16 protein-coding genes are annotated in these 17,319 nt (G+C 62.2%); 13 read left to right on the top strand and 3 right to left on the bottom strand.

Annotated features, from left to right (window positions below; genetic code table 11):
- Nucleotides 1-9: 9 nt before the first annotated feature.
- Together O148_RS0104480 and O148_RS0104475 are read left to right on the top strand one after the other, a co-directional pair.
- Nucleotides 10-429 carry a DUF3151 domain-containing protein gene (locus tag O148_RS0104480; RefSeq protein ID WP_026529951.1) on the top strand — a complete coding sequence of 140 codons (420 nt, stop codon included), beginning with the start codon at nucleotides 10-12 and terminating at the stop codon, nucleotides 427-429.
- 207 nt (nucleotides 430-636) lie between these two features.
- Nucleotides 637-1,218 carry a type 1 glutamine amidotransferase domain-containing protein gene (locus tag O148_RS0104475; protein WP_026529950.1) on the top strand — a complete coding sequence of 194 codons (582 nt, stop codon included), beginning with the start codon at nucleotides 637-639 and terminating at the stop codon, nucleotides 1,216-1,218.
- 91 nt (nucleotides 1,219-1,309) lie between these two features.
- Here the strand turns inward: O148_RS0104475 and O148_RS14845 are convergent, their stop codons facing one another.
- Complete coding sequence (locus tag O148_RS14845) at nucleotides 1,310-2,437, bottom strand: mechanosensitive ion channel family protein (RefSeq protein WP_084157073.1); 1,128 nt, start codon at nucleotides 2,435-2,437, stop codon at nucleotides 1,310-1,312.
- Between the two features lie 197 nt (nucleotides 2,438-2,634).
- Between O148_RS14845 and O148_RS0104465 the strand changes: the two genes are divergently transcribed.
- Genes O148_RS0104465 through O148_RS0104455 form a run of 3 tightly spaced genes read left to right on the top strand, consistent with a single transcriptional unit; the run spans nucleotide 2,635 to nucleotide 5,797 of the window.
- On the top strand, nucleotides 2,635-3,963 hold the full coding sequence (locus tag O148_RS0104465; protein ID WP_026529949.1) for an ABC transporter substrate-binding protein: 1,329 nt from the start codon (nucleotides 2,635-2,637) through the stop codon (nucleotides 3,961-3,963).
- On the top strand, nucleotides 3,960-4,904 hold the full coding sequence (locus O148_RS0104460) for a carbohydrate ABC transporter permease (protein WP_084157071.1): 945 nt from the start codon (nucleotides 3,960-3,962) through the stop codon (nucleotides 4,902-4,904). The genes O148_RS0104465 and O148_RS0104460 overlap by 4 nt, the downstream gene beginning before the upstream one ends.
- The gene (locus O148_RS0104455; RefSeq protein WP_026529947.1) at nucleotides 4,904-5,797 is read left to right on the top strand and encodes a carbohydrate ABC transporter permease; all 894 of its coding nucleotides are present in this window, start codon (nucleotides 4,904-4,906) and stop codon (nucleotides 5,795-5,797) included. The genes O148_RS0104460 and O148_RS0104455 overlap by 1 nt, the downstream gene beginning before the upstream one ends.
- Here the strand turns inward: O148_RS0104455 and O148_RS14840 are convergent.
- A complete protein-coding gene (locus tag O148_RS14840; RefSeq protein ID WP_075204282.1) occupies nucleotides 5,790-7,043 on the bottom strand; it encodes a low temperature requirement protein A in 1,254 nt (417 codons plus the stop codon). The two genes, O148_RS0104455 and O148_RS14840, sit on opposite strands and share 8 nt — an antisense overlap.
- A 403-nt stretch (nucleotides 7,044-7,446) precedes the next feature.
- Between O148_RS14840 and O148_RS0104445 the strand changes: the two genes are divergently transcribed.
- The 8 genes from O148_RS0104445 to O148_RS0104410 all read left to right on the top strand — a co-directional run bounded on the left by O148_RS0104445 (nucleotide 7,447) and on the right by O148_RS0104410 (nucleotide 16,172).
- Nucleotides 7,447-8,736 (top strand): adenylosuccinate synthase, encoded by a 1,290-nt coding sequence (locus O148_RS0104445; protein ID WP_026529946.1) that lies wholly within the window; start codon nucleotides 7,447-7,449, stop codon nucleotides 8,734-8,736.
- Nucleotides 8,737-8,739: 3 nt separating this feature from the next.
- Complete coding sequence (locus tag O148_RS0104440; RefSeq protein ID WP_026529945.1) at nucleotides 8,740-9,537, top strand: carbon-nitrogen hydrolase family protein; 798 nt, start codon at nucleotides 8,740-8,742, stop codon at nucleotides 9,535-9,537.
- 122 nt (nucleotides 9,538-9,659) lie between these two features.
- A complete protein-coding gene (locus O148_RS0104435) occupies nucleotides 9,660-11,648 on the top strand; it encodes an ABC1 kinase family protein (protein WP_026529944.1) in 1,989 nt (662 codons plus the stop codon).
- Nucleotides 11,649-11,738: 90 nt separating this feature from the next.
- A complete protein-coding gene (gene fepD, locus O148_RS0104430) occupies nucleotides 11,739-12,800 on the top strand; it encodes a Fe(3+)-siderophore ABC transporter permease (protein ID WP_026529943.1) in 1,062 nt (353 codons plus the stop codon).
- The gene (gene fepG / locus O148_RS0104425; RefSeq protein ID WP_026529942.1) at nucleotides 12,797-13,849 is read left to right on the top strand and encodes an iron-enterobactin ABC transporter permease; all 1,053 of its coding nucleotides are present in this window, start codon (nucleotides 12,797-12,799) and stop codon (nucleotides 13,847-13,849) included. Before fepD ends, fepG begins: the two co-directional genes overlap by 4 nt.
- Entirely contained in the window at nucleotides 13,846-14,658 is an 813-nt protein-coding gene (locus O148_RS0104420) for an ABC transporter ATP-binding protein (protein ID WP_026529941.1), read from the top strand. The genes fepG and O148_RS0104420 overlap by 4 nt, the downstream gene beginning before the upstream one ends.
- Nucleotides 14,659-14,679: 21 nt before the next feature.
- Nucleotides 14,680-15,645 carry an ABC transporter substrate-binding protein gene (locus tag O148_RS0104415; RefSeq protein ID WP_035744941.1) on the top strand — a complete coding sequence of 322 codons (966 nt, stop codon included), beginning with the start codon at nucleotides 14,680-14,682 and terminating at the stop codon, nucleotides 15,643-15,645.
- 122 nt (nucleotides 15,646-15,767) lie between these two features.
- Nucleotides 15,768-16,172, top strand: coding sequence for an MmcQ/YjbR family DNA-binding protein (locus O148_RS0104410; protein WP_026529939.1), 405 nt, complete (start codon nucleotides 15,768-15,770; stop codon nucleotides 16,170-16,172).
- Between the two features lie 115 nt (nucleotides 16,173-16,287).
- Here O148_RS0104410 and sph read toward each other — a convergent pair whose 3' ends face one another.
- Nucleotides 16,288-17,292: a sphingomyelin phosphodiesterase gene (sph, locus tag O148_RS0104405; protein ID WP_205618167.1), complete on the bottom strand. Its 1,005-nt coding sequence runs from the start codon at nucleotides 17,290-17,292 to the stop codon at nucleotides 16,288-16,290.
- Between the last annotated feature and the right edge of the window lie 27 nt (nucleotides 17,293-17,319).

The raw sequence follows: 17,319 nt of genomic DNA, 5'->3' as shown, positions 1-17,319 counted from the left end.
CTGATTGCTATGTCGGACGAGTTCAAGAAAAACCTGATGGGTCCCGAACCGACTCTCCTACCGGAAGAGCCGGACGTGATGCGCGGCTTGGCCGAGGGTAAGAGCGCTCGGGAATTGGTGGCCAAGACACCGACGAGTTCGCTCTTGTGGGCGTTGCTCTCCGATGAGGCGTTCACACGAGGTCAACCGCTTGAGTCCTATGCGTTCGCGCGCACCGGTTATCACCGCGGGCTGGATGCCCTGCGCCGCAACGGTTGGCGCGGTGCGGGCCCCATTCCGTGGGATCACGAGCCGAATCAGGGGTTCTTGCGTTCGCTTTACGCTCTGGGCCGCGCGGCCCGTGCCATCGTGGAAGATGACGAGGCCGAGCGTGTGGACAAGTTCTTGGACGATTCCGACCCCTCTGCCCGCGCACACCTGGAGCCCTAAACCCTCCCCGCGTTTCGCATCCCCGTACCGCATTTTCAGCCCCACATAGGGCTCGTGAAATGCGGTACGGGGATGCGAAACGCGTTTAAACGGGGAGTCTTGTGGACTGTCCTCGCTCTGAGTAGCGTTGAAAGTGGTTCAGCCCGTAGCCCGGCTGGACCGGGCTACCTCTCTCGAGTTGAACCACCAACTACTCAAGGAGGAAACATGGCCGACTATGATCTCACCGGCAAAAAGATTGCCTTCCTGCTCACCGATGGCGTGGAGCAACCCGAACTGACCGAACCGTGGAAAGCGGCCCAGGACGCGGGCGCGCAGACGGTTCTTGTCTCGCCATCGGAAAACGATCGAATTCAAGCATTCAAGGGCGACGTCAACGAAGCAGATACATTCCAAGTTGATGTTCCCGTCGCTACCGCTGACCCCAACGACTATGACGCCTTGGTGTTGCCCGGCGGAGTCGTGAACTCGGATACCTTGCGCACCGACCAGGATTCGGTCCAGTTTGTGCGCTCGTTCTTTGACGCGGGCAAACCGGTGGCCGCCATTTGCCATGCACCGTGGATATTGATCGAGGCCGGCGTAGTGGACAACCGCACCCTGACGTCATATCCCTCGCTGCAAACCGACCTGAAGAATGCCGGCGCCGAGTGGGTGGATGAGGAAGTCGTGGTCGATCAAGGCTTGGTCACGAGCCGCACACCGGATGACCTCGCCGCGTTCAATGACAAGATGCTGGAGGAAATCTCCGAGGGCGAGCACGAGGGTCAGATCCCCGCCAACAACTAACACGTTTCGCATCCCCGCACCGCGTTTTCATCCCTATATACGGCTCTCGATTTGCGGTACGGGGATGCGAAACGAGGGTTGGGTGGGTGGGTTAGTTTTGTTGCGGTGCAGTGCCGTTCGGCTCCATTTCCCAGCGCTGCTTGGGAAGCGCCTCCGGGTAGCGGGCCGCGACAAAGTCGACCAGCTTCTCCCGTACCGCGCAACGCAGGTCCCAGATGTCGGAGGAGTCGCGAGCCGAAACGAGGGCTCGCAGCTGTACGGTTCCGCCCACCGCGTCGGTGACCACGAGCGAACCGACTCGCTTATCCCACAGCGGCTCCTCGGGTAGAATCCGCTCCAACTCGGCGCGCACCTCGGCCACCGGAACGGTCCAGTCCACATCCAAAAACACGGTGCCCAGCAGCTCGGACCCTTTGCGGGACCAGTTCTGAAACGGGGTCGTCGTGAAATAGGTCGAGGGCAGAATGAGTCTCGTCTCGTCAAAAAGCGTCACCACTACGTAGGTCAAGGTGATCTCTTCGACATTGCCCCATTGCTTGTCCACCACGACCACATCATTGATGCGAATCGCGTCGGTAAAGGCTAGCTGCAAACCGGCAAAGACATTGGTCAGCGATGACTGCACCGCCAGGCCCGCAACAATCGAGAGCAGACCGGCTGAGGCCAACACGCCAGCGCCAAGCGCGCGAACTTCAGGGATCGTCAGCAGCATTGCGGCGACCGCCACCGTGATGAGTACCGCCGAGATCACGCGCTTGAGCAACGTCACCTGGGTGCGCAGCTTAGCCATGCGCCGCGCGTCAGAAATCTTGTCGCGGTAACGATGCAGCACCCCGGCCTCGGCGATACCTAACGCCACCACTGCCAACCAGGCAATCGCCGCAATCAACACCAGCGGTCCAATGAAATTCACCGCGGGGAGCCACGGCTTCTCGACACCGATAACGTTGAGCGCGATTAGCGAGGCAATCGTCGTCACCACAATCATGAACGGCCAGCGCATCTTCGCGACCGAGTCCCGAAGCTGTGGGCGATCCCGGAAGATGCGTCCAAAGACCATGCGCAGAACCGTGGCCAAGATAAAGGCACCTACCGCCGCAATGGCCACTGCTACTAACGGCCAGATCCACACCCACGCCTGTGTCGCGGTCTCTGCAACTCCGTCCCCCACGTCCTGTAAGACGTTTGAGGGACTCGGAGAGGGGGTGGGGGAGGGCATAGCTGAACGAGAGAGGAACTCAGGCATTTATCTACATTCGCACGAGTAGATCAATGCTGCCACCATGAAAACGCAACAAACGCTCCAAAGCCGGCGCTAGCCCGCCGTCGTGCTTCACAAGACTGTGGTAAATAGCCGACTTCACTCCAGGATTCAACCCCTAAAAATAGATGTCGATGTGACGTACGCTACTCTCTATGGCCGCACCGAAATCACCCGCCTCCACCCCGCCGCGGGAGCCACATCACCTTTCTCGGCGACAGGCGTTGGGACTTGCCGGGGGCGCCGCGCTGCTTCCGCTGTTGGCCGGATGTGGGAATGACGCGGTCAAGGACATTACCTACCTCAATGCGAAGTCCGAGATTAAAGAATTCCTAGACACATTGGTGGGCGGGTTCAATGAGTCGCAAAATGACGTGCGGGTCAAGGTCGATTTCGATTTCGTGAAATTTGTGCCGAGCCTGGTGCGGGGTAAGCCGTTCAACGCGGTCACCATGAACCTTCGCTGGGACACGGCGCAGTACGGGTTGCGCGGTGTTTTCCGGGATCTTTCGGATTTGCCGATTGTCGCCGACATGAACCCGGACATGATGGAATTGACCCGCGGCTTTGGGGCGTTGGAGGGGCAGACCAGCATCTTGCCGTTTGCGATCGCCGGTGCCGGGGTGCTGTATAACAAGGCGATTTTTCGGGACCTGCGGTTGGAGGTTCCGCGGACGTGGCCGGAGTTCAAGAAGGTCGCCAAAGCGCTCGGCGACGCGGGGAAGATCCCGGTTTACGGAACATTCCGCGATGCTTGGACTTTGCAGCAGGGGCCCTTTGACGCGGCAGCGGGCGGGCTGGTCGATGTCCAGGGGTTCTTCGACCAGATGTACGCGCTCGGGCCCGACTTCAGCCCGGATACCTCACCGGTGTCCTTCCAAAAGGACTACGTGGACGCGGCAATTCGCGTGGTGGAACTGTTTCAATTTTCGCAAAAGGGCGCCTCGACCGCGCTGTACCAGAACGGTCACGCGGCCATGGCTCGCGGAGAGGCCGGAATGTACATCATGGGGCCCTGGGGGATCGCACCCATCATGGCCATTAATCCGGAGCTTGAGTTAGGCACGTTCCCGGCGCCCATGACCGATGATCCCGACGGTGCGAAGGTGAGAGTGAATGTGGACATGTTCGTGGGAATCCCACGAGAGGCCTCGAACCAGGACGCATCGCTCAAGTTCGTAGAATGGCTGGTCAGCAAGCCCGTCATTGATGAATACACGAGCGCCAACGGAGCATACTCCCCGCTCAAAAACGCGCCCGTGCCGACCGATCCCAAAATTGATGGACTCAATGAAGCGATGGCGGCGGGCCGGTTCTTTCAGGGCGCGTCCACCTACATGTTGAGCGGCATGCAATTGGAACCGCTACTGCAACAACTGACGTTTGACCGGAATGTTGACGCGTTTTTGCGCGCGGTCGATGACGATTGGGCGCGCGTGGCCCGCCGGCCCTCCGCAAGCCTGAAAGACGGGAGCGCGTCATGACTCAAATCGTGCAACAGCCAGGACGCCCGGAATCCGGAGAGCCCGAGCGGTCCATCCCGGCAGCGCAACCGAACAGGCGGAAATCGCGCAAGATCGACCCCACGTTCTACTGGATGTTCGTTCCGGCGCTGGTGTTCTTCTTTATATTTTTCACCGCCCCGGCAATCATCGGCCTCTGGTTCTCCTTCACCAACTACCCGGGTTACGGTGTGTGGGACTTTGTCGGCATCGCCAACTTCCTGAGCGTGTTTGTGGACCCGGTGGTGTTGCGTGCGTACGTTTTCACCATTGGTTTTGCCATCGCGACCACGGTGATCGTCAATGTGATCGCGATGTCCCTGGCGATCGCGTTGAACGGCAAGATCAAATTCAAGACCACGTTGCGCACCATGTACTTCATCCCGATGGTGCTCTCCATGATCGTGGTGGCCTACGTCTTCAACTACCTCTTCACCACCACGTTGCCGGGGCTTTTCGCCCAGTGGGGCTGGACGTTCTGGTCCTCCAGCATGCTCTCAGACCCCAATTGGGCCTGGTTCCCGATTGTGATTGTGTCGGCGTGGGCGGGCATTCCGGCCGCGACCATTATTTACATCGCGGGGCTGCAAAGCATCGATGACGAAGTGTATGAAGCGGCGGACATTGACGGTGCCACAGCCTGGCAAAAGTTGCGTGGCATCACCTTGCCGTTGCTCTTCGGATTTGTCGCCATCAACCTGGTGCTGGGGTTTAAAGCGAATCTCGGTGTGTATGACCAGGTTGTCGGTATGACGAACGGTGGCCCGGCCGGCGCAACGACATCGGTGGCGCAGGTCATCTTTACCGGGTTCAGCGGAGGCTACTACGGCTACCAGATGGCCAACGCGTTCATCTTCTTGCTGGTGACACTTGGCTTCTCCATTATTCAACTGCGAGCCATGCGACGTAGGGGAGATGTGTAATGTCCAGCGTGAGCGCAAACCCTGCTGCGAGCCGCGACGCAAGCACCCGCCGCCCCCGCCGGATCGGCCGCGAAGGCTACAAGGTCAACTGGTGGCTGACGGCCCTGCTGATTGCCGGAACCCTCACCATCCTCATCCCGCTCTACTTCACCATCGCCATGGCTCTCAAGGAGCCGGCCCAAATTGTGGGGCAAACCGGGCTCGAGCCGCCGGACCCGGTGCGCTGGGCAAACTTTGCCGAAGCCGCCGAAACCGTGAACTTTGGCCGCGCCATCCTCATTACGGCGCTCATTACGGTCTTTAGCGTCCTAGGCAGCCTGGTGCTGAGTTCCATGGTGGCCTACTCGGTTTCGCGAAATTGGGATCACAAGTTCTTCCGGTATGGGTTCATCTACCTGCTTTCGGCGATGTTTGTGCCCTTCGTGGTGGTGATCCTGCCGCTCACTAAGCAAACCGGGTTGCTGGGCCTGGACAACCCCATTGGCGTCACCATTTTGCATATTCTCGCGGGGCTCCCGTTCAACACACTCCTGCTGATCGCCTTCCTCCGCTCGATCCCGCCGTCCCTGGAAGAGTCCGCACTGATTGACGGTGCATCGATTTGGAAGATCTACACCTCCATCATCGTTCCCTTGCTCTCGCCGATGCTCGCCACGATCGGCATCTTCGCATTCCTTGCGGCCTGGAATGACTTCCTCATGCCGCAAATGATCATCGCGGATCCGACAATGCAAACTCTGCCGGTGCTTCAACAGCTCTTCCAGGGCGAATTCAACCAGAACTATCCGCTGGCGTTCGCCTCTTACCTGATGCAGATGGCACCCACACTGATCGTCTATATTGTTGCGCAGCGCTGGATCCTGGCCGGAGTGTTGCGCGGCGCGGTCAAGTAGCGCTCGGGCGCTCGCCGCCCTTCCCGGCGCCCTGCCCGGCGCCCCGCCCCGCGCCCTTCTCGCCGTCCTGCCCGGCACCCGCCCCGGCGCCCATCGCAGTGCCCTTGCGCGCCACCATGATGACCAGCACAATCATGAGCACCGCGGCGACCTGCAAGGAATACGGCGCGAAGGACGCAAGCGCAATGAGCAGCGCACCGAGCGGCAAAACCAGGTTGATCGGCCCGGAGCACAGCGGCCGCACAATCAAGAGCCACACAAAGAACACGAACACCGCGACCGGCACGCACAGTGTCGCAGCAGCAGCCGCGGCCGCAAGCCCAGTGGTGTGCGTCTCAAAGTTCAGCGCAATTTCGATACCGGAGGACACCGCGGCGGCGGAGGCGAAAATAAAGTAGTGGCCGTAACCCCAGCGAACCGAGGTGCGCAAGTCACCGATCAGATCCTGCTGCGGCAACGCGAAATACAGCCACCACATGCACGCCACAATCGTGAGGCCGGTGATGGACAGGAGCACCAGGTCGCCGAAAATTTCCGGGTCCTGCCCGGCCTCAATGACCGAGTTCGTGGACGCCAGAATCGACTCGCCGAGCACAATGATCGTGAACAGCCCGTACCGCTCGGTCAGGTGGTGGCGGTGCCATTCGGTCGGTTTAATGCGCTCGGCCAAGAACGGCACCGAAATTTCAAACAGCATGCCCAGCCAGAACAGCGGAATGATCCATTCGCGCGGGCAGAAGAAGAGAAACAGTACCCAGTAGATCTGCACCGCCGCGACCCCGAACGCATAAGCGAGCGCGGTTTTGCGCCCCACCGGGTCGCTCAACGCGGCGCGCAACCACTGCAGAATCATGGCGACGCGCATGATGATGTACCCGGTGACCCCGAGCGTGAAGTTCGGCTCGGTCGGGTTCGCGATCCCCTCGATCCCGGCCGCAAACGTCAGCGCACCGCCCATCTGCACAAACGTGAGCACCCGGTAAACCCAGTCATCGGTGCCGTAGGCAGTGGCGAACCAGGTGAAATTCATCCACGCCCACCAAATCCCGGCAAAGACCATGAGATACCCCATGATGCCGACGGTAAACGTGCCCTCCTGCTCAAAACTGTGCAGGTTCTTGCTCGCAATCGACACCGCCACCACAAACACCAGGTCGAAAAATAGCTCGAGCGTGGTGGCGGTGTGGTGCGGTTCGTTCGGGTCGCGGCGGCGCATTGGCGGCAGCGCGCGTAAAAGTGAATTCACGGTGTCTCCCTTGGGTGTTGCACTCATGCTAACCGCCAATCCCCCCGCTGGGGAGGGCGCGCGTGCGGTGAGGTGCGGGCAAAAGTGGGGAACACGCCGTCGTACTTCTGCCTTTGTCCCCGCCCGCGTAGGCGCAGATTAACGAAGTTGTGCGGAATTCCGCACAACTTCAGCGATCTGCGCCAACTTTTTCGGCATGTGAAGCACGACGGCGCGTCCCCGACACCCGCGGCCGCCTCGCCTTGGAAGCCGGTCGCCAAGAGCGAACGCGGCGGGTTCGCCCGGGCGCGTGGGCCGTCGATCCGGTAAACTTACACAGTAAGAGCCCCGAACACTCTTACACCGTGATTGCGATCAGGTGCCAGAAGGTCCGGGGCATACGTTTGCGATGGGGGAGGATCCCATGCCAGCTATTGTGATTGTCGGCGCTCAGTGGGGCGACGAAGGTAAAGGTAAGGCCACCGATCTCTTGGGCGGCCGCGTGGATTACGTGGTCAAGCCCAACGGCGGCAACAATGCGGGCCACACCGTGGTGGTCGGCGGCGAGAAGTATGAGCTCAAGCTCCTTCCCGCGGGCATCCTGTCCCCGAACGTGATTCCGGTGATCGGCAACGGGTGCGTGGTGAACCTGGAGGCGCTCTTCGAGGAGAAGGACGCGCTGGATGCGCGCGGCGCCGACACTAGCAAACTCAAGGTCTCCGCGAACGCGCACCTGGTGGCCCCGTACCACCAGATTCTGGACAAAGTCACCGAGCGGTTCCTGGGCAAGCGCGCGATCGGCACCACCGGTCGCGGCATCGGCCCGGCGTACATGGACAAGGTGGCGCGCCTCGGGATCCGCGCGCAGGACGTGCTGGACGAGTCGATCCTGCGGCAAAAGGTCGAGGGCTCGCTGCACCAAAAGAACGAGCTTCTGGTCAAGGTCTACAACCGCCGCGCCGTGCTGGTGGATGAGATCGTGGACTACTTTATGAGTTTCCGCGACCGGCTGGCTCCGCTGTTGGTCGATGATTCGCTGCTGCTCAACGAGGCGTTGGATGACGGGAAGCTCGTGCTCATGGAGGGCGGGCAAGCGACGCTCTTGGACGTGGACCACGGGACCTACCCGTTTGTGACCTCGTCCAACCCGACCGCCGGCGGTGCCGTGGTTGGCTCCGGCGTGGGCCCGACCCGCATTTCCCGTGTGGTCGGCATCATCAAGGCGTACACCACGCGAGTGGGCGCGGGCCCGTTCCCGACCGAGCTTTTCGACGAGATGGGCGAGTACCTGCAAAAGACCGGCGGCGAGTTCGGCGTGAACACGGGCCGCCCGCGCCGTTGCGGCTGGTATGACGCGGTGTTGGCGCGCTACTCCTCAAGGGTCAACGGGTTCACCGATTACTTCCTGACGAAGTTGGACGTTTTGACCGGTATCGAGCAGATCCCGGTGTGCGTCGCCTATGACGTGGACGGCGTCCGCCACGACGAAATGCCGATGACCCAGACCGAATTCCACCACGCGAAGCCGATCTTCGAGTATCTTCCGGGCTGGACCGAGGACATTTCTGGGGCCAAAACGTTAGACGATCTCCCTGCCAATGCGCGCGATTATGTGCTTACCTTGGAGAAAATGTCCGGCACCCGGTTCTCCGCGATCGGCGTTGGCCCGGACCGCGACCAAACGATCGTCATCAATGACCTCGTCGAGGAGTAAACAATGCGCGTGAGCGTCGGACAGTTCCGCCCTACCGGTGACCTGGAAGAAAATCTGGGGATGATCGCGGAGCTGGCCGCGCGTGCCGCGGCGGACTCCAGCGAACTGCTGATCCTGCCCGAAGAGTCCATGTTTACCGTCGGCAAGGTCTCCGGCGAGCTTGCCGACGCGGTGGAGTCCGGGTGGGCGCGGTTTTTGGGCGCGCTTGCCGACATCGCGCGGAAGAATGGCCTGGCGCTCATCGCGGGCGGCTATGAGCCGAGCGGCGATCACCGCCCGTTCAACACCCTGGTGGCCATTAATAACGACGGCGATACGCTGGGTACCTACCGCAAGCTTCACCTTTATGACGCCTTCAGTTATCAGGAATCGACGAAGATCCGTCCCGGGGACGGTGGCACTACCGTGGTTCCCGTGGGTGACCTTAAAGTCGGGTTGATGACCTGTTATGACCTGCGCTTCCCCGAGATGGCGCGGGCGCTCGCCGATTCCGGTGCCGATTTGGTGGCGGTTCCGGCGGCGTGGTTCAAGGGTGAAAATAAGATTGATCACTGGGAGACCTTGCTCAAGGCGCGGGCGATTGAGAACACGGTGTGGGTTGCCGCCGCCGGTACCTCTTCCGGCCATACGATCGGTCACTCTGCCATCTTGGACCCGCTGGGTATTCCGGTGGATTTCTTGGATGACGAGGTTGGCGAGATTGTCACGGTGGATGTCACCGGGCAAAAAATCGCGGACGTCCGCTCTTTCTTGCCGGTGCTCGCCAATCGCCGGTTCGCGCCGAACTCGCAGATTTCCTAGGCCGGGGCACGGGGCGAAGTTCGGCGCTGGCCCGCGAGGAATCCATGGTTGTTGGCGAATTGCTGCCAATATCCATCAAAAGTTGCATGAATGGGCCTTGATTGCGCTTCTATGCTGGAAGCGTGGATCTTCTGTTTGTGCTGCTCTCCTTTGTCATGGGCCTCATCGTGGCGTGGCTCATTGCCATCGCGGGGCGGCGCATCCTGAACGCTCCGGTCGGTTGGCCGCGCTCGCTGCTGGTCGGCATCGTCTCCATCTACGTTTCCGGCGGAATGCTCACCTTTGTGGGATTGGCCGCCGGGTTGGTGGATCAGAACGCCAGCCCGCTTGTGGATATGCCGGTGCTCTTGCTGTTCGCCGGTCTCACGATTGCTTGGGCGTTCGCGCTTTCTTTTGCTTCCCTGGTGGTCCTCGAAGCGGTCATCCCCACCGGCTCCATCACCCCGCCGTGGTTGTGGCTCAAAGAGTGGCGCTCTCGCCATCGCCGCAATAAGCGCTACCGGCAGGTGACCGCGAGTTTCCTTCGTCACGGGCTCGCTCGTTTCATGCGCCAGGGCGCCGGCGGCAAGCGGGACCTCGCGCCAAACCGCGAAACCGCAAGACGCTTGCGCATGGCGCTGGAGGAATCCGGGGTCACCTTCGTCAAACTCGGCCAAACCCTCGCCTCACGCCCCGACCTGCTGCCGCAAGACTTTGTAGAGGAACTCTCCCTCCTGCAAACTTCTGCCGCGCCCATGCCGTGGGAGAACGTATCGGAAGTCCTGACCGCGGAGCTTGGCGATACGGACGCGATCTTCACCTCCATCAACCGCCAACCTCTCGCCAGCGCATCTCTTGGCCAAGTCCACGAAGCCACCCTCCGCGACGGCACCGACGTCATCGTCAAGGTCCAGCGGCCCGGGGCGCTGAATCAGGTGGAAGTGGACCTCGACATCATTGCCCGCATGTCCAGCTGGCTGGAAAAGAAGACCGCGTGGGGCAAAAGCATCGGGCTCACCGCTCTCGCCGAGGGCTTTAGCGAGTCCCTGCGCGAGGAACTGGATTATCGCGTCGAGGCCTCGAACGCCCGGGCGATGGAGCAAGCCTCGGCCGGAACCGAGATCGCCATTCCGCATGTTTTCCAGCAGTGGACGCGGCACCGGGTCCTGATCATGACTCGACTTGACGGGGTGCCGCTCTCCGAAGCGCGCACCACCCTAGCCAACCTCGACCCCGCGACGCGGGCAGCCAAGGCCGAATACTTGCTCTCCGCAGTGATGGACCAAATCACCAAATCCGGTACCTTCCACGCGGACCTGCACCCGGGCAACATCCTCATCTCCGAGACAGGCGGGCTTGGCCTCCTCGACTTCGGCTCCATCGGCAGACTCGATAAACCCGGCCGCAATGCACTGGGAATGCTCCTCTTCGCCGTGGATGCCGGCGATTCGCTGCGCGCCACCGACGCCCTCATTGACCTGCTCGGCCGCCCCACCGACCTGGACGAACGCGCCCTCGAAAAGGAAATCGGCGCGCTCCTCACCCGCGTCGACACGTACGGCGGCTCAGACTCCAACACCCTGTTCGGGCAGGTCTTCACCCTGCTCATGCGCCACGGGTTCGCCGTCCCCGCCCCGGTCGCCGCGGCCTTCCGGGCGCTCTCTTCCCTCGAGGGCGCACTGGTCTTGATCGACCCGCGCCAAGACATGGTCACGCTCGCCCGCGAATATGGGCGCGAGCGGCTTCGCGAAGAAACCAAGAACTTTGATCTCAAAGACACGGCGCAAGAATTCGCAATGACCTTCCTCCCGCTGATGCAGCGCCTCCCACGGCGGCTCGACCGGATCACCGATGACCTGCAGAACGGTAATTTCGCGCTCAACGTCCGCGCCTTCACTGCACCCGAAGACCGTTCCTTCCTCGTTGGCATGCTTCAACAGCTCGTGACAGTAGTCCTGGCCGGATTCGCCTCCATTGGCGGCATCATGTTGTTGACCGCGGACTCGGGCCCCATGATTACCGACTCGGTCCGCCTCTACGCATTCTTTGGCTACTGCCTGCTCTTCGTTGCCTTCGTGCTTGCGCTCCGCGTACTCATCCAGGTGATTAGCTCCACCCGCTCGGGACCATAACAGGTAAGAGCACCTAAACACAGAGTGCGCGCACCACGCGAAGCTGATATGTTGGTAAGGCTAACCTAACGCTCCCCCAAGAGAGTTCCCATGTCCGCCACCGCGCTCAAGACCGAGGCGCCCGCACTGACCGCGAAGCCGCCACGCGCCGCGATTAAGTCCCGATCCTGGCGCACTCTCGGACTCGTCATCGCCCTGGCAGCGCTCGCACTGGTGGCCGTCTTGAGCATCAGCGTCGGCGCGCGTCCCATCCCCTTCAACGAAGTCCTTTCCGGGCTCTTCAACCCGTCCGGCACCGAGGCCGACATCATTATCGGCGAATCCCGCCTGCCGCGCACCGTGGTCGGGCTCATTGTCGGCGCGGCACTCGGCGTCGCGGGAGCGCTCATCCAATCCCTCACCCGCAACCCGCTCGCCGATCCCGGCATTCTTGGCGTCAACGCGGGCGCCGCCTTCGCGGTGGTTCTCGGGGTCGCACTTTTCGGCGTCACCTCCATCATGGGTTACATCTGGTTCGCGTTCGCCGGCGCTATTATCGCCACCTTCGCGGTCTACCTGATCGGCGCCGGCGGCCGCGGCCCCATCAACCCGGTCCGCCTGACTCTCGCCGGAGTTGCGCTCGGCGCCGTCCTGCAAGGCGTCTCCACCGGGATCTCGCTGCTGAATCCGGAAGCGTTCAACCGGATGCGCTTTTGGGGCGCCGGCAGCCTGGCCAACCGCGATCTGGAAATGGCGTGGGTCATCCTGCCCTTCATCGCGGTGGGCATCGTCATCGCCTTCGCGGTCTCCGGCTCGCTCAACACCATCGCCCTGGGCGATGACACCGCCACCTCGCTCGGCACCAACGTCAACCGCACCCGCCTCTTCACCGTCATTGCGGTCACCCTGCTGTGCGGCGCCGCCACCGCGGCCGCCGGTCCGATCGGCTTCGTTGGCCTCATGATCCCGCACGTCGCCCGCTGGATTGTCGGCCCCGACCAGCGTTGGATCTTCGCCTATTCCATCGTCCTCGCGCCCGCGCTTCTGCTCCTCTCCGACGTCATCGGCCGCGTCATCACCCCCGGCGAACTGCAGGTCGGCATCGTCACCGCATTCGTCGGCGCCCCCGTGCTCATCGCCCTGGTCCGCCGCAAAAAAGTGAGCGGACTATGAGCAGCGCACCGGTCACCTTCTCCCGTACGACGACGTCCCTCACCACACGCGGCATATCGGCGGTTTTCCATGTGCGCACCATGGTGACGAGCCTGGTGGTGCTGGCGATCGGTGTCCTCCTGGGGATGGTCGCACTCGGTGTTGGCGACTACGAGCTCAGTATCGGCGAGGTCGCTGCAACCTTTGTGGGCCAAGGGCCAGCCGGTGCGGAATTGGTGGTGTTGGAGTGGCGGCTGCCCCGGGTTCTCGCCGCGCTCGTGATTGGTGCGGCGCTGGGCATGAGCGGGGCCATCTTCCAGTCGCTCACCAAGAACCCGCTCGGTTCCCCGGACATTATCGGTTTCAATACCGGCGCGTACACCGGGGCGCTCCTGGTCATGATCGTCTTCAACGCGAGCTACTACGCGGTTGCATTTGGTGCGATTGTCGGCGGACTCGCGACCGCACTCTTGGTGTATGTCTTTGCGTGGCGGCGCGGCATGCACGGTTTCCGTCTCATTATTGTGGGCATAGCCATTTCGGCGATGCTCGCTTCGGTGAACACCTGGATCATTGTGACCGCGGAACTGGAAGCCGCCATGGCCGCGGCAGTCTGGGGTGCCGGCAGTCTGGACGGCATCTCCTGGGGGTACACGCTGCCCTCGGCGGTCGCGATCGCGGTGTTCATGATCCTCGCGCTGGTCCTTTCCGGAAAATTGCGGATGTTGGAAATGGGGGATGACGCCGCCGCCGCGCTTGGCGTCAACGTGGAGCGCTCCCGCGTCCTCCTCGTGATTGTCGGCGTGGGTTTGACCGCCGTCTGCACCGCCGCAGTGGGGCCGATCGCTTTCGTCGCCTTGTGCGCACCCCAGCTGATGAAACGCGTCGCGCGCACCACGAGCGTCGCGCTCTTGCCTTCGGCAGCCATGGGCGCCACCCTGCTCATGGCCTGTGATCTCCTGGCGCAGCGTGCGTTTGCGCCGATCCAGGTACCCGTTGGCGTCATCACCGTGAGCCTCGGCGGCATTTACTTGATCTGGTTGTTGGTAAAGGAAGCCCGAAAGTCATGACATCCCAAGACCGGCTCAACGCCGCGAACGTTACGCTCGCCTATGACAAGCGGGTCATTTCCGAGCAGTTGAGCGTCAGCATCCCTGACGGCTCCTTCACCGTCATCGTCGGCCCGAACGCGTGCGGCAAGTCCACGCTCTTGCGCGGCCTGTCCCGGCTGCTCAAGCCTAGTCGCGGCGAGGTCGTCTTGGATGGCAACGACATCCACTCGTACCCCGCAAAAGAGGTTGCCCGGCGGCTCGGCTTGCTGCCGCAGACCTCGATCGCACCCGATGGCATCTCGGTTGCCGAACTCGTTGCCCGCGGTCGCTACCCGCACCAAAAACTCTTGCAACAGTGGAGCGCCGAGGACAAGCAAGCGGTTGCCCAAGCCCTTGCCGACACCGATTTGACCGAGCTTTCCGGTCGACTCGTCGATGAGCTCTCCGGCGGCCAGCGACAACGGGTCTGGGTTGCGATGGCCTTGGCGCAAGAGACGCCGATACTGCTCTTGGACGAGCCCACGACCTTCCTGGATATCGCCCACCAAATCGACCTCATGGACCTGTTCGCCCGGCTCAATCGGCAGGGCCGAACCATCGTCGCGGTGCTCCACGATCTCAACCACGCCGCCCGCTACGCCACCCATATGATCGCGATGAAGGGTGGCGAGGTCGTGGCCCAAGGCGCTCCGACAACTGTGGTCTCCCAGGATTTGGTCGAGGAAGTCTTCGGCCTGCCCTGCGTCATCATCGAAGACCCCGAGTCCGGCACCCCGCTCGTTGTCCCCCGCTTCAATCCACACTTTTCACCAACCCCGTCGCTCTAGTACCCCAGGAGAAAGCCCCCGATGATCACTCGAGTCTTGTCACGCCGTCGTACATTTGCTCTGGCCGCTATTGTGGGGCTGGGCCTTGCCGGATGCTCCGCGCAAGTGACCGAAAGCGCGCCGTCGGCGAGCGATGCCGGGGCGTGGAGTGTGCAACTGTCCGGGTATGACCGGGAATTCACACTGCCAAAAGCGCCCGAGACGATCGTTACGGATGCATATTCGGCGGCGTCGATGTGGGATTACGGGGTGCGCCCGGACGGGGTGTTTGGGTACGGGCAGGAGGGCACGAGCATTGGAAACGCGCAGGTGTCCGAGATGAAGAATGTCGGCAAGGACGCCGAACTGAACTTGGAGGCGCTCGCGCAGATCGCGCCGGACGTGATCATCGGGTACGGCAATCAGGACGGGACCGGGTACACCTGGTGGGATGAATCGGTGCAGGCGCAGGCCGTGAAAATTGCGCCGTTCTTGCCGGTCGGCGGGGACAACGCCGAGGACCGGATTGTGTTTTACGAGCAGCTGGCGAAGAAGCTTGGCGGGGATACGAGCGCGGTCGCGGCGGACAAGGCCGAATATGAGAAGGCAGTGGAGCGGTTGCGGGCGTTGCCGGAGTCGGCGAAGTCGCTTCGGATCCTGGCGCTCAGCGGGGATGACCAGACCGCGTACATTGGGCGGACGGCGATCGCGCAGTTGAATTTGCTGGACTCGTTGGGGCTAAACGTGGTGCGGGCCGGGGAGGATGCGAACCGGGCGTGGGGCCAGATGAGTTGGGAAGAGGTGTCCTCGGCCGGCTCCGATGTGGTGCTGAACCTGGACACGACCGCCGATGTGGTCTCGCGGAACGCGCTGTACCAGGCGCTGCCTGCGGTGAAGGCCGGGCAAGTGATCGGTTGGGATGACAAGCGGCCGTACACCTACGCGAGTTACGCGAAGTGGCTGGGGCAGTTGGCCGATGCGTTGGAGAGCGCCCAGCCGATCGCCTGAGGACAGCGGCTCACAAATTTTGCACAACTTTGAAGAGGGCCATTCACATTTGCCCTAGTCAGAGCGGTGCGCCCCGCGAACGCACTGGGGAAAACGGTCAAAGTTGTGCTGAAATGGTGAGCATGAGCGCACTGGAACAGTTGCGGACACTGTGTTTGGCATTGCCGGGAGTGTTTGTGGACTACCCGTTTGGCCCGGATGCGGCCGTGTACAAGATCAAGCCGCGCTCGGACAACGTGAAGATGTTCGCTCTCATTTTCGAGGGCGCGCGTGACGCCGGGGGCGCCGGTCCCACCATCAACCTCAAATGCGATCCGGAACTCGCCGTTCAGTTGCGCACCCAATACGAGTACGTCCGGCCCGGCTACCACATGAGCAAAAAGCACTGGAACAGCGTCGATTGCGGCGGATCGGTGGATTGGGAGTTCGTCGGGGACCTTATCGAGGACTCGTATGATCTGGTCGTCTCGGGGCTGAAGCGCAGCGATCAGGAGTCGCTCGGGTGGCGCCGGGTTGCCCAGGGCTAGCGGCGGCGGGTCTAACGGTGCAACATTGACGGCGCCGGCGGGCAAAACCCCTAGCCAGGGTTTGCCCGACGGCGCCGGCTCTCAAAGTTGCACGGAACGGTACGCTAGTGCCCGCTCAGCCCGCGGCCCCAAAGACCGGATAGTGGTCTGAGTAGTCGGTGTAGGTGTAGTCGCGGAACCAGGACGTCACGGTCCACGGCTCTGAGTGCACTTCCCGCGTGGTGGAAACCCATGGGCGGTCCAAGAAGTTGCCAATGGGCAGCACGTAGTCGAGCTGTTCTGGAGCGGTTCCGGGGTAGCGGAAGGCGGCGATCGAGTTGCCGGAAGGGTCAAAGGACAGCGGGCCGGCGAACGTCACCGGGCCCGCGCCGAGGGCGGCCAAGGTCGTATCCAGCTCGGGGGTGCCGCCGATGACGTTGAGATCGCCGGCGAGGAACACCGGCTCATCTGCGGGGAAGTTTTTGGCGTCGATGAACGCCTTGATTTCGGCGATCTGTGCGGCGCGCACGCGAGCGGGTTCCCCGTCGCCGCAACCCGAGTCCTCGGACTGCAAGTGCGTGCCAATCAGGTTGACCGGTCCGGCATCGGTTTCCAGCCGCGCGTAAGCAAATCCCTTGGAGGACATCGCCTCAAAGCTGCACCCGGCGCTAAAAATGTACTGTTCCTTCCGGCTGATCGGCCACTTGGACGCAAAGGCGACACCGCCGTCTTCGCCCACCGATTTCCAGGTGCCGCCGGTCGCGTCCCAACCGGACTTGCTCCGTCCCACCCAGCCGGTGGAGTAGGGGTATTCGCCGCGCAGGTTCGTCAAGAGCCGCTCGCTCGCGGCATTGTCCTGGCCCTCCTGGAACACCACGGCGTCCTGCCCGGAGACAACGCCGTCCCGGGCAATCAGGTCCGCCCGCTCGCGCTGCCCCCAATTGGTCAGCGACTGCGGCAAGTAAAACATCACATTGTAGGTCGCGATCTTCAGGTCCTCGGCCGAGCGCGCGGCGGCTCCTGGCGCGGTAGCGAGCTCAGCCGAGGGCGAGGCGGTGGCAACGGGCACGGCGGTGACGGCGAGCGTGGCAGTCAGTGCCAGGCTCGCGGTGAGAGCGCCAAGAGTCTTCAGAGTTTTCACAGTCCCCGAATCTAGGGACCGCAGATG

Origin of the sequence: Haematomicrobium sanguinis DSM 21259, from assembly GCF_000688395.1 — a bacterium.
GTDB lineage: Bacteria > Actinomycetota > Actinomycetes > Actinomycetales > Micrococcaceae > Haematomicrobium > Haematomicrobium sanguinis.
This window is presented reverse-complemented; position numbering and strand designations above follow the sequence as displayed.

Bases quoted from the DNA above. Each gene is read 5' to 3' on its own strand.
- O148_RS0104445 (WP_026529946.1), top strand. From the start codon at position 7,447: ATGCCAGCTATTGTGATTGTCGGCGCTCAGTGGGGCGACGAAGGTAAA.
- O148_RS0104475 (WP_026529950.1), top strand. From the start codon at position 637: ATGGCCGACTATGATCTCACCGGCAAAAAGATTGCCTTCCTGCTCACC.
- O148_RS14845 (WP_084157073.1), bottom strand. From the start codon at position 2,437: ATGCCCTCCCCCACCCCCTCTCCGAGTCCCTCAAACGTCTTACAGGAC.
- O148_RS0104455 (WP_026529947.1), top strand. From the start codon at position 4,904: ATGTCCAGCGTGAGCGCAAACCCTGCTGCGAGCCGCGACGCAAGCACC.
- fepD (WP_026529943.1), top strand. From the start codon at position 11,739: ATGTCCGCCACCGCGCTCAAGACCGAGGCGCCCGCACTGACCGCGAAG.
- O148_RS0104465 (WP_026529949.1), top strand. From the start codon at position 2,635: ATGGCCGCACCGAAATCACCCGCCTCCACCCCGCCGCGGGAGCCACAT.
- O148_RS0104480 (WP_026529951.1), top strand. From the start codon at position 10: ATGTCGGACGAGTTCAAGAAAAACCTGATGGGTCCCGAACCGACTCTC.
- O148_RS0104410 (WP_026529939.1), top strand. From the start codon at position 15,768: ATGAGCGCACTGGAACAGTTGCGGACACTGTGTTTGGCATTGCCGGGA.
- O148_RS0104415 (WP_035744941.1), top strand. From the start codon at position 14,680: ATGATCACTCGAGTCTTGTCACGCCGTCGTACATTTGCTCTGGCCGCT.
- O148_RS0104420 (WP_026529941.1), top strand. From the start codon at position 13,846: ATGACATCCCAAGACCGGCTCAACGCCGCGAACGTTACGCTCGCCTAT.
- fepG (WP_026529942.1), top strand. From the start codon at position 12,797: ATGAGCAGCGCACCGGTCACCTTCTCCCGTACGACGACGTCCCTCACC.
- O148_RS0104460 (WP_084157071.1), top strand. From the start codon at position 3,960: ATGACTCAAATCGTGCAACAGCCAGGACGCCCGGAATCCGGAGAGCCC.
- O148_RS0104440 (WP_026529945.1), top strand. From the start codon at position 8,740: ATGCGCGTGAGCGTCGGACAGTTCCGCCCTACCGGTGACCTGGAAGAA.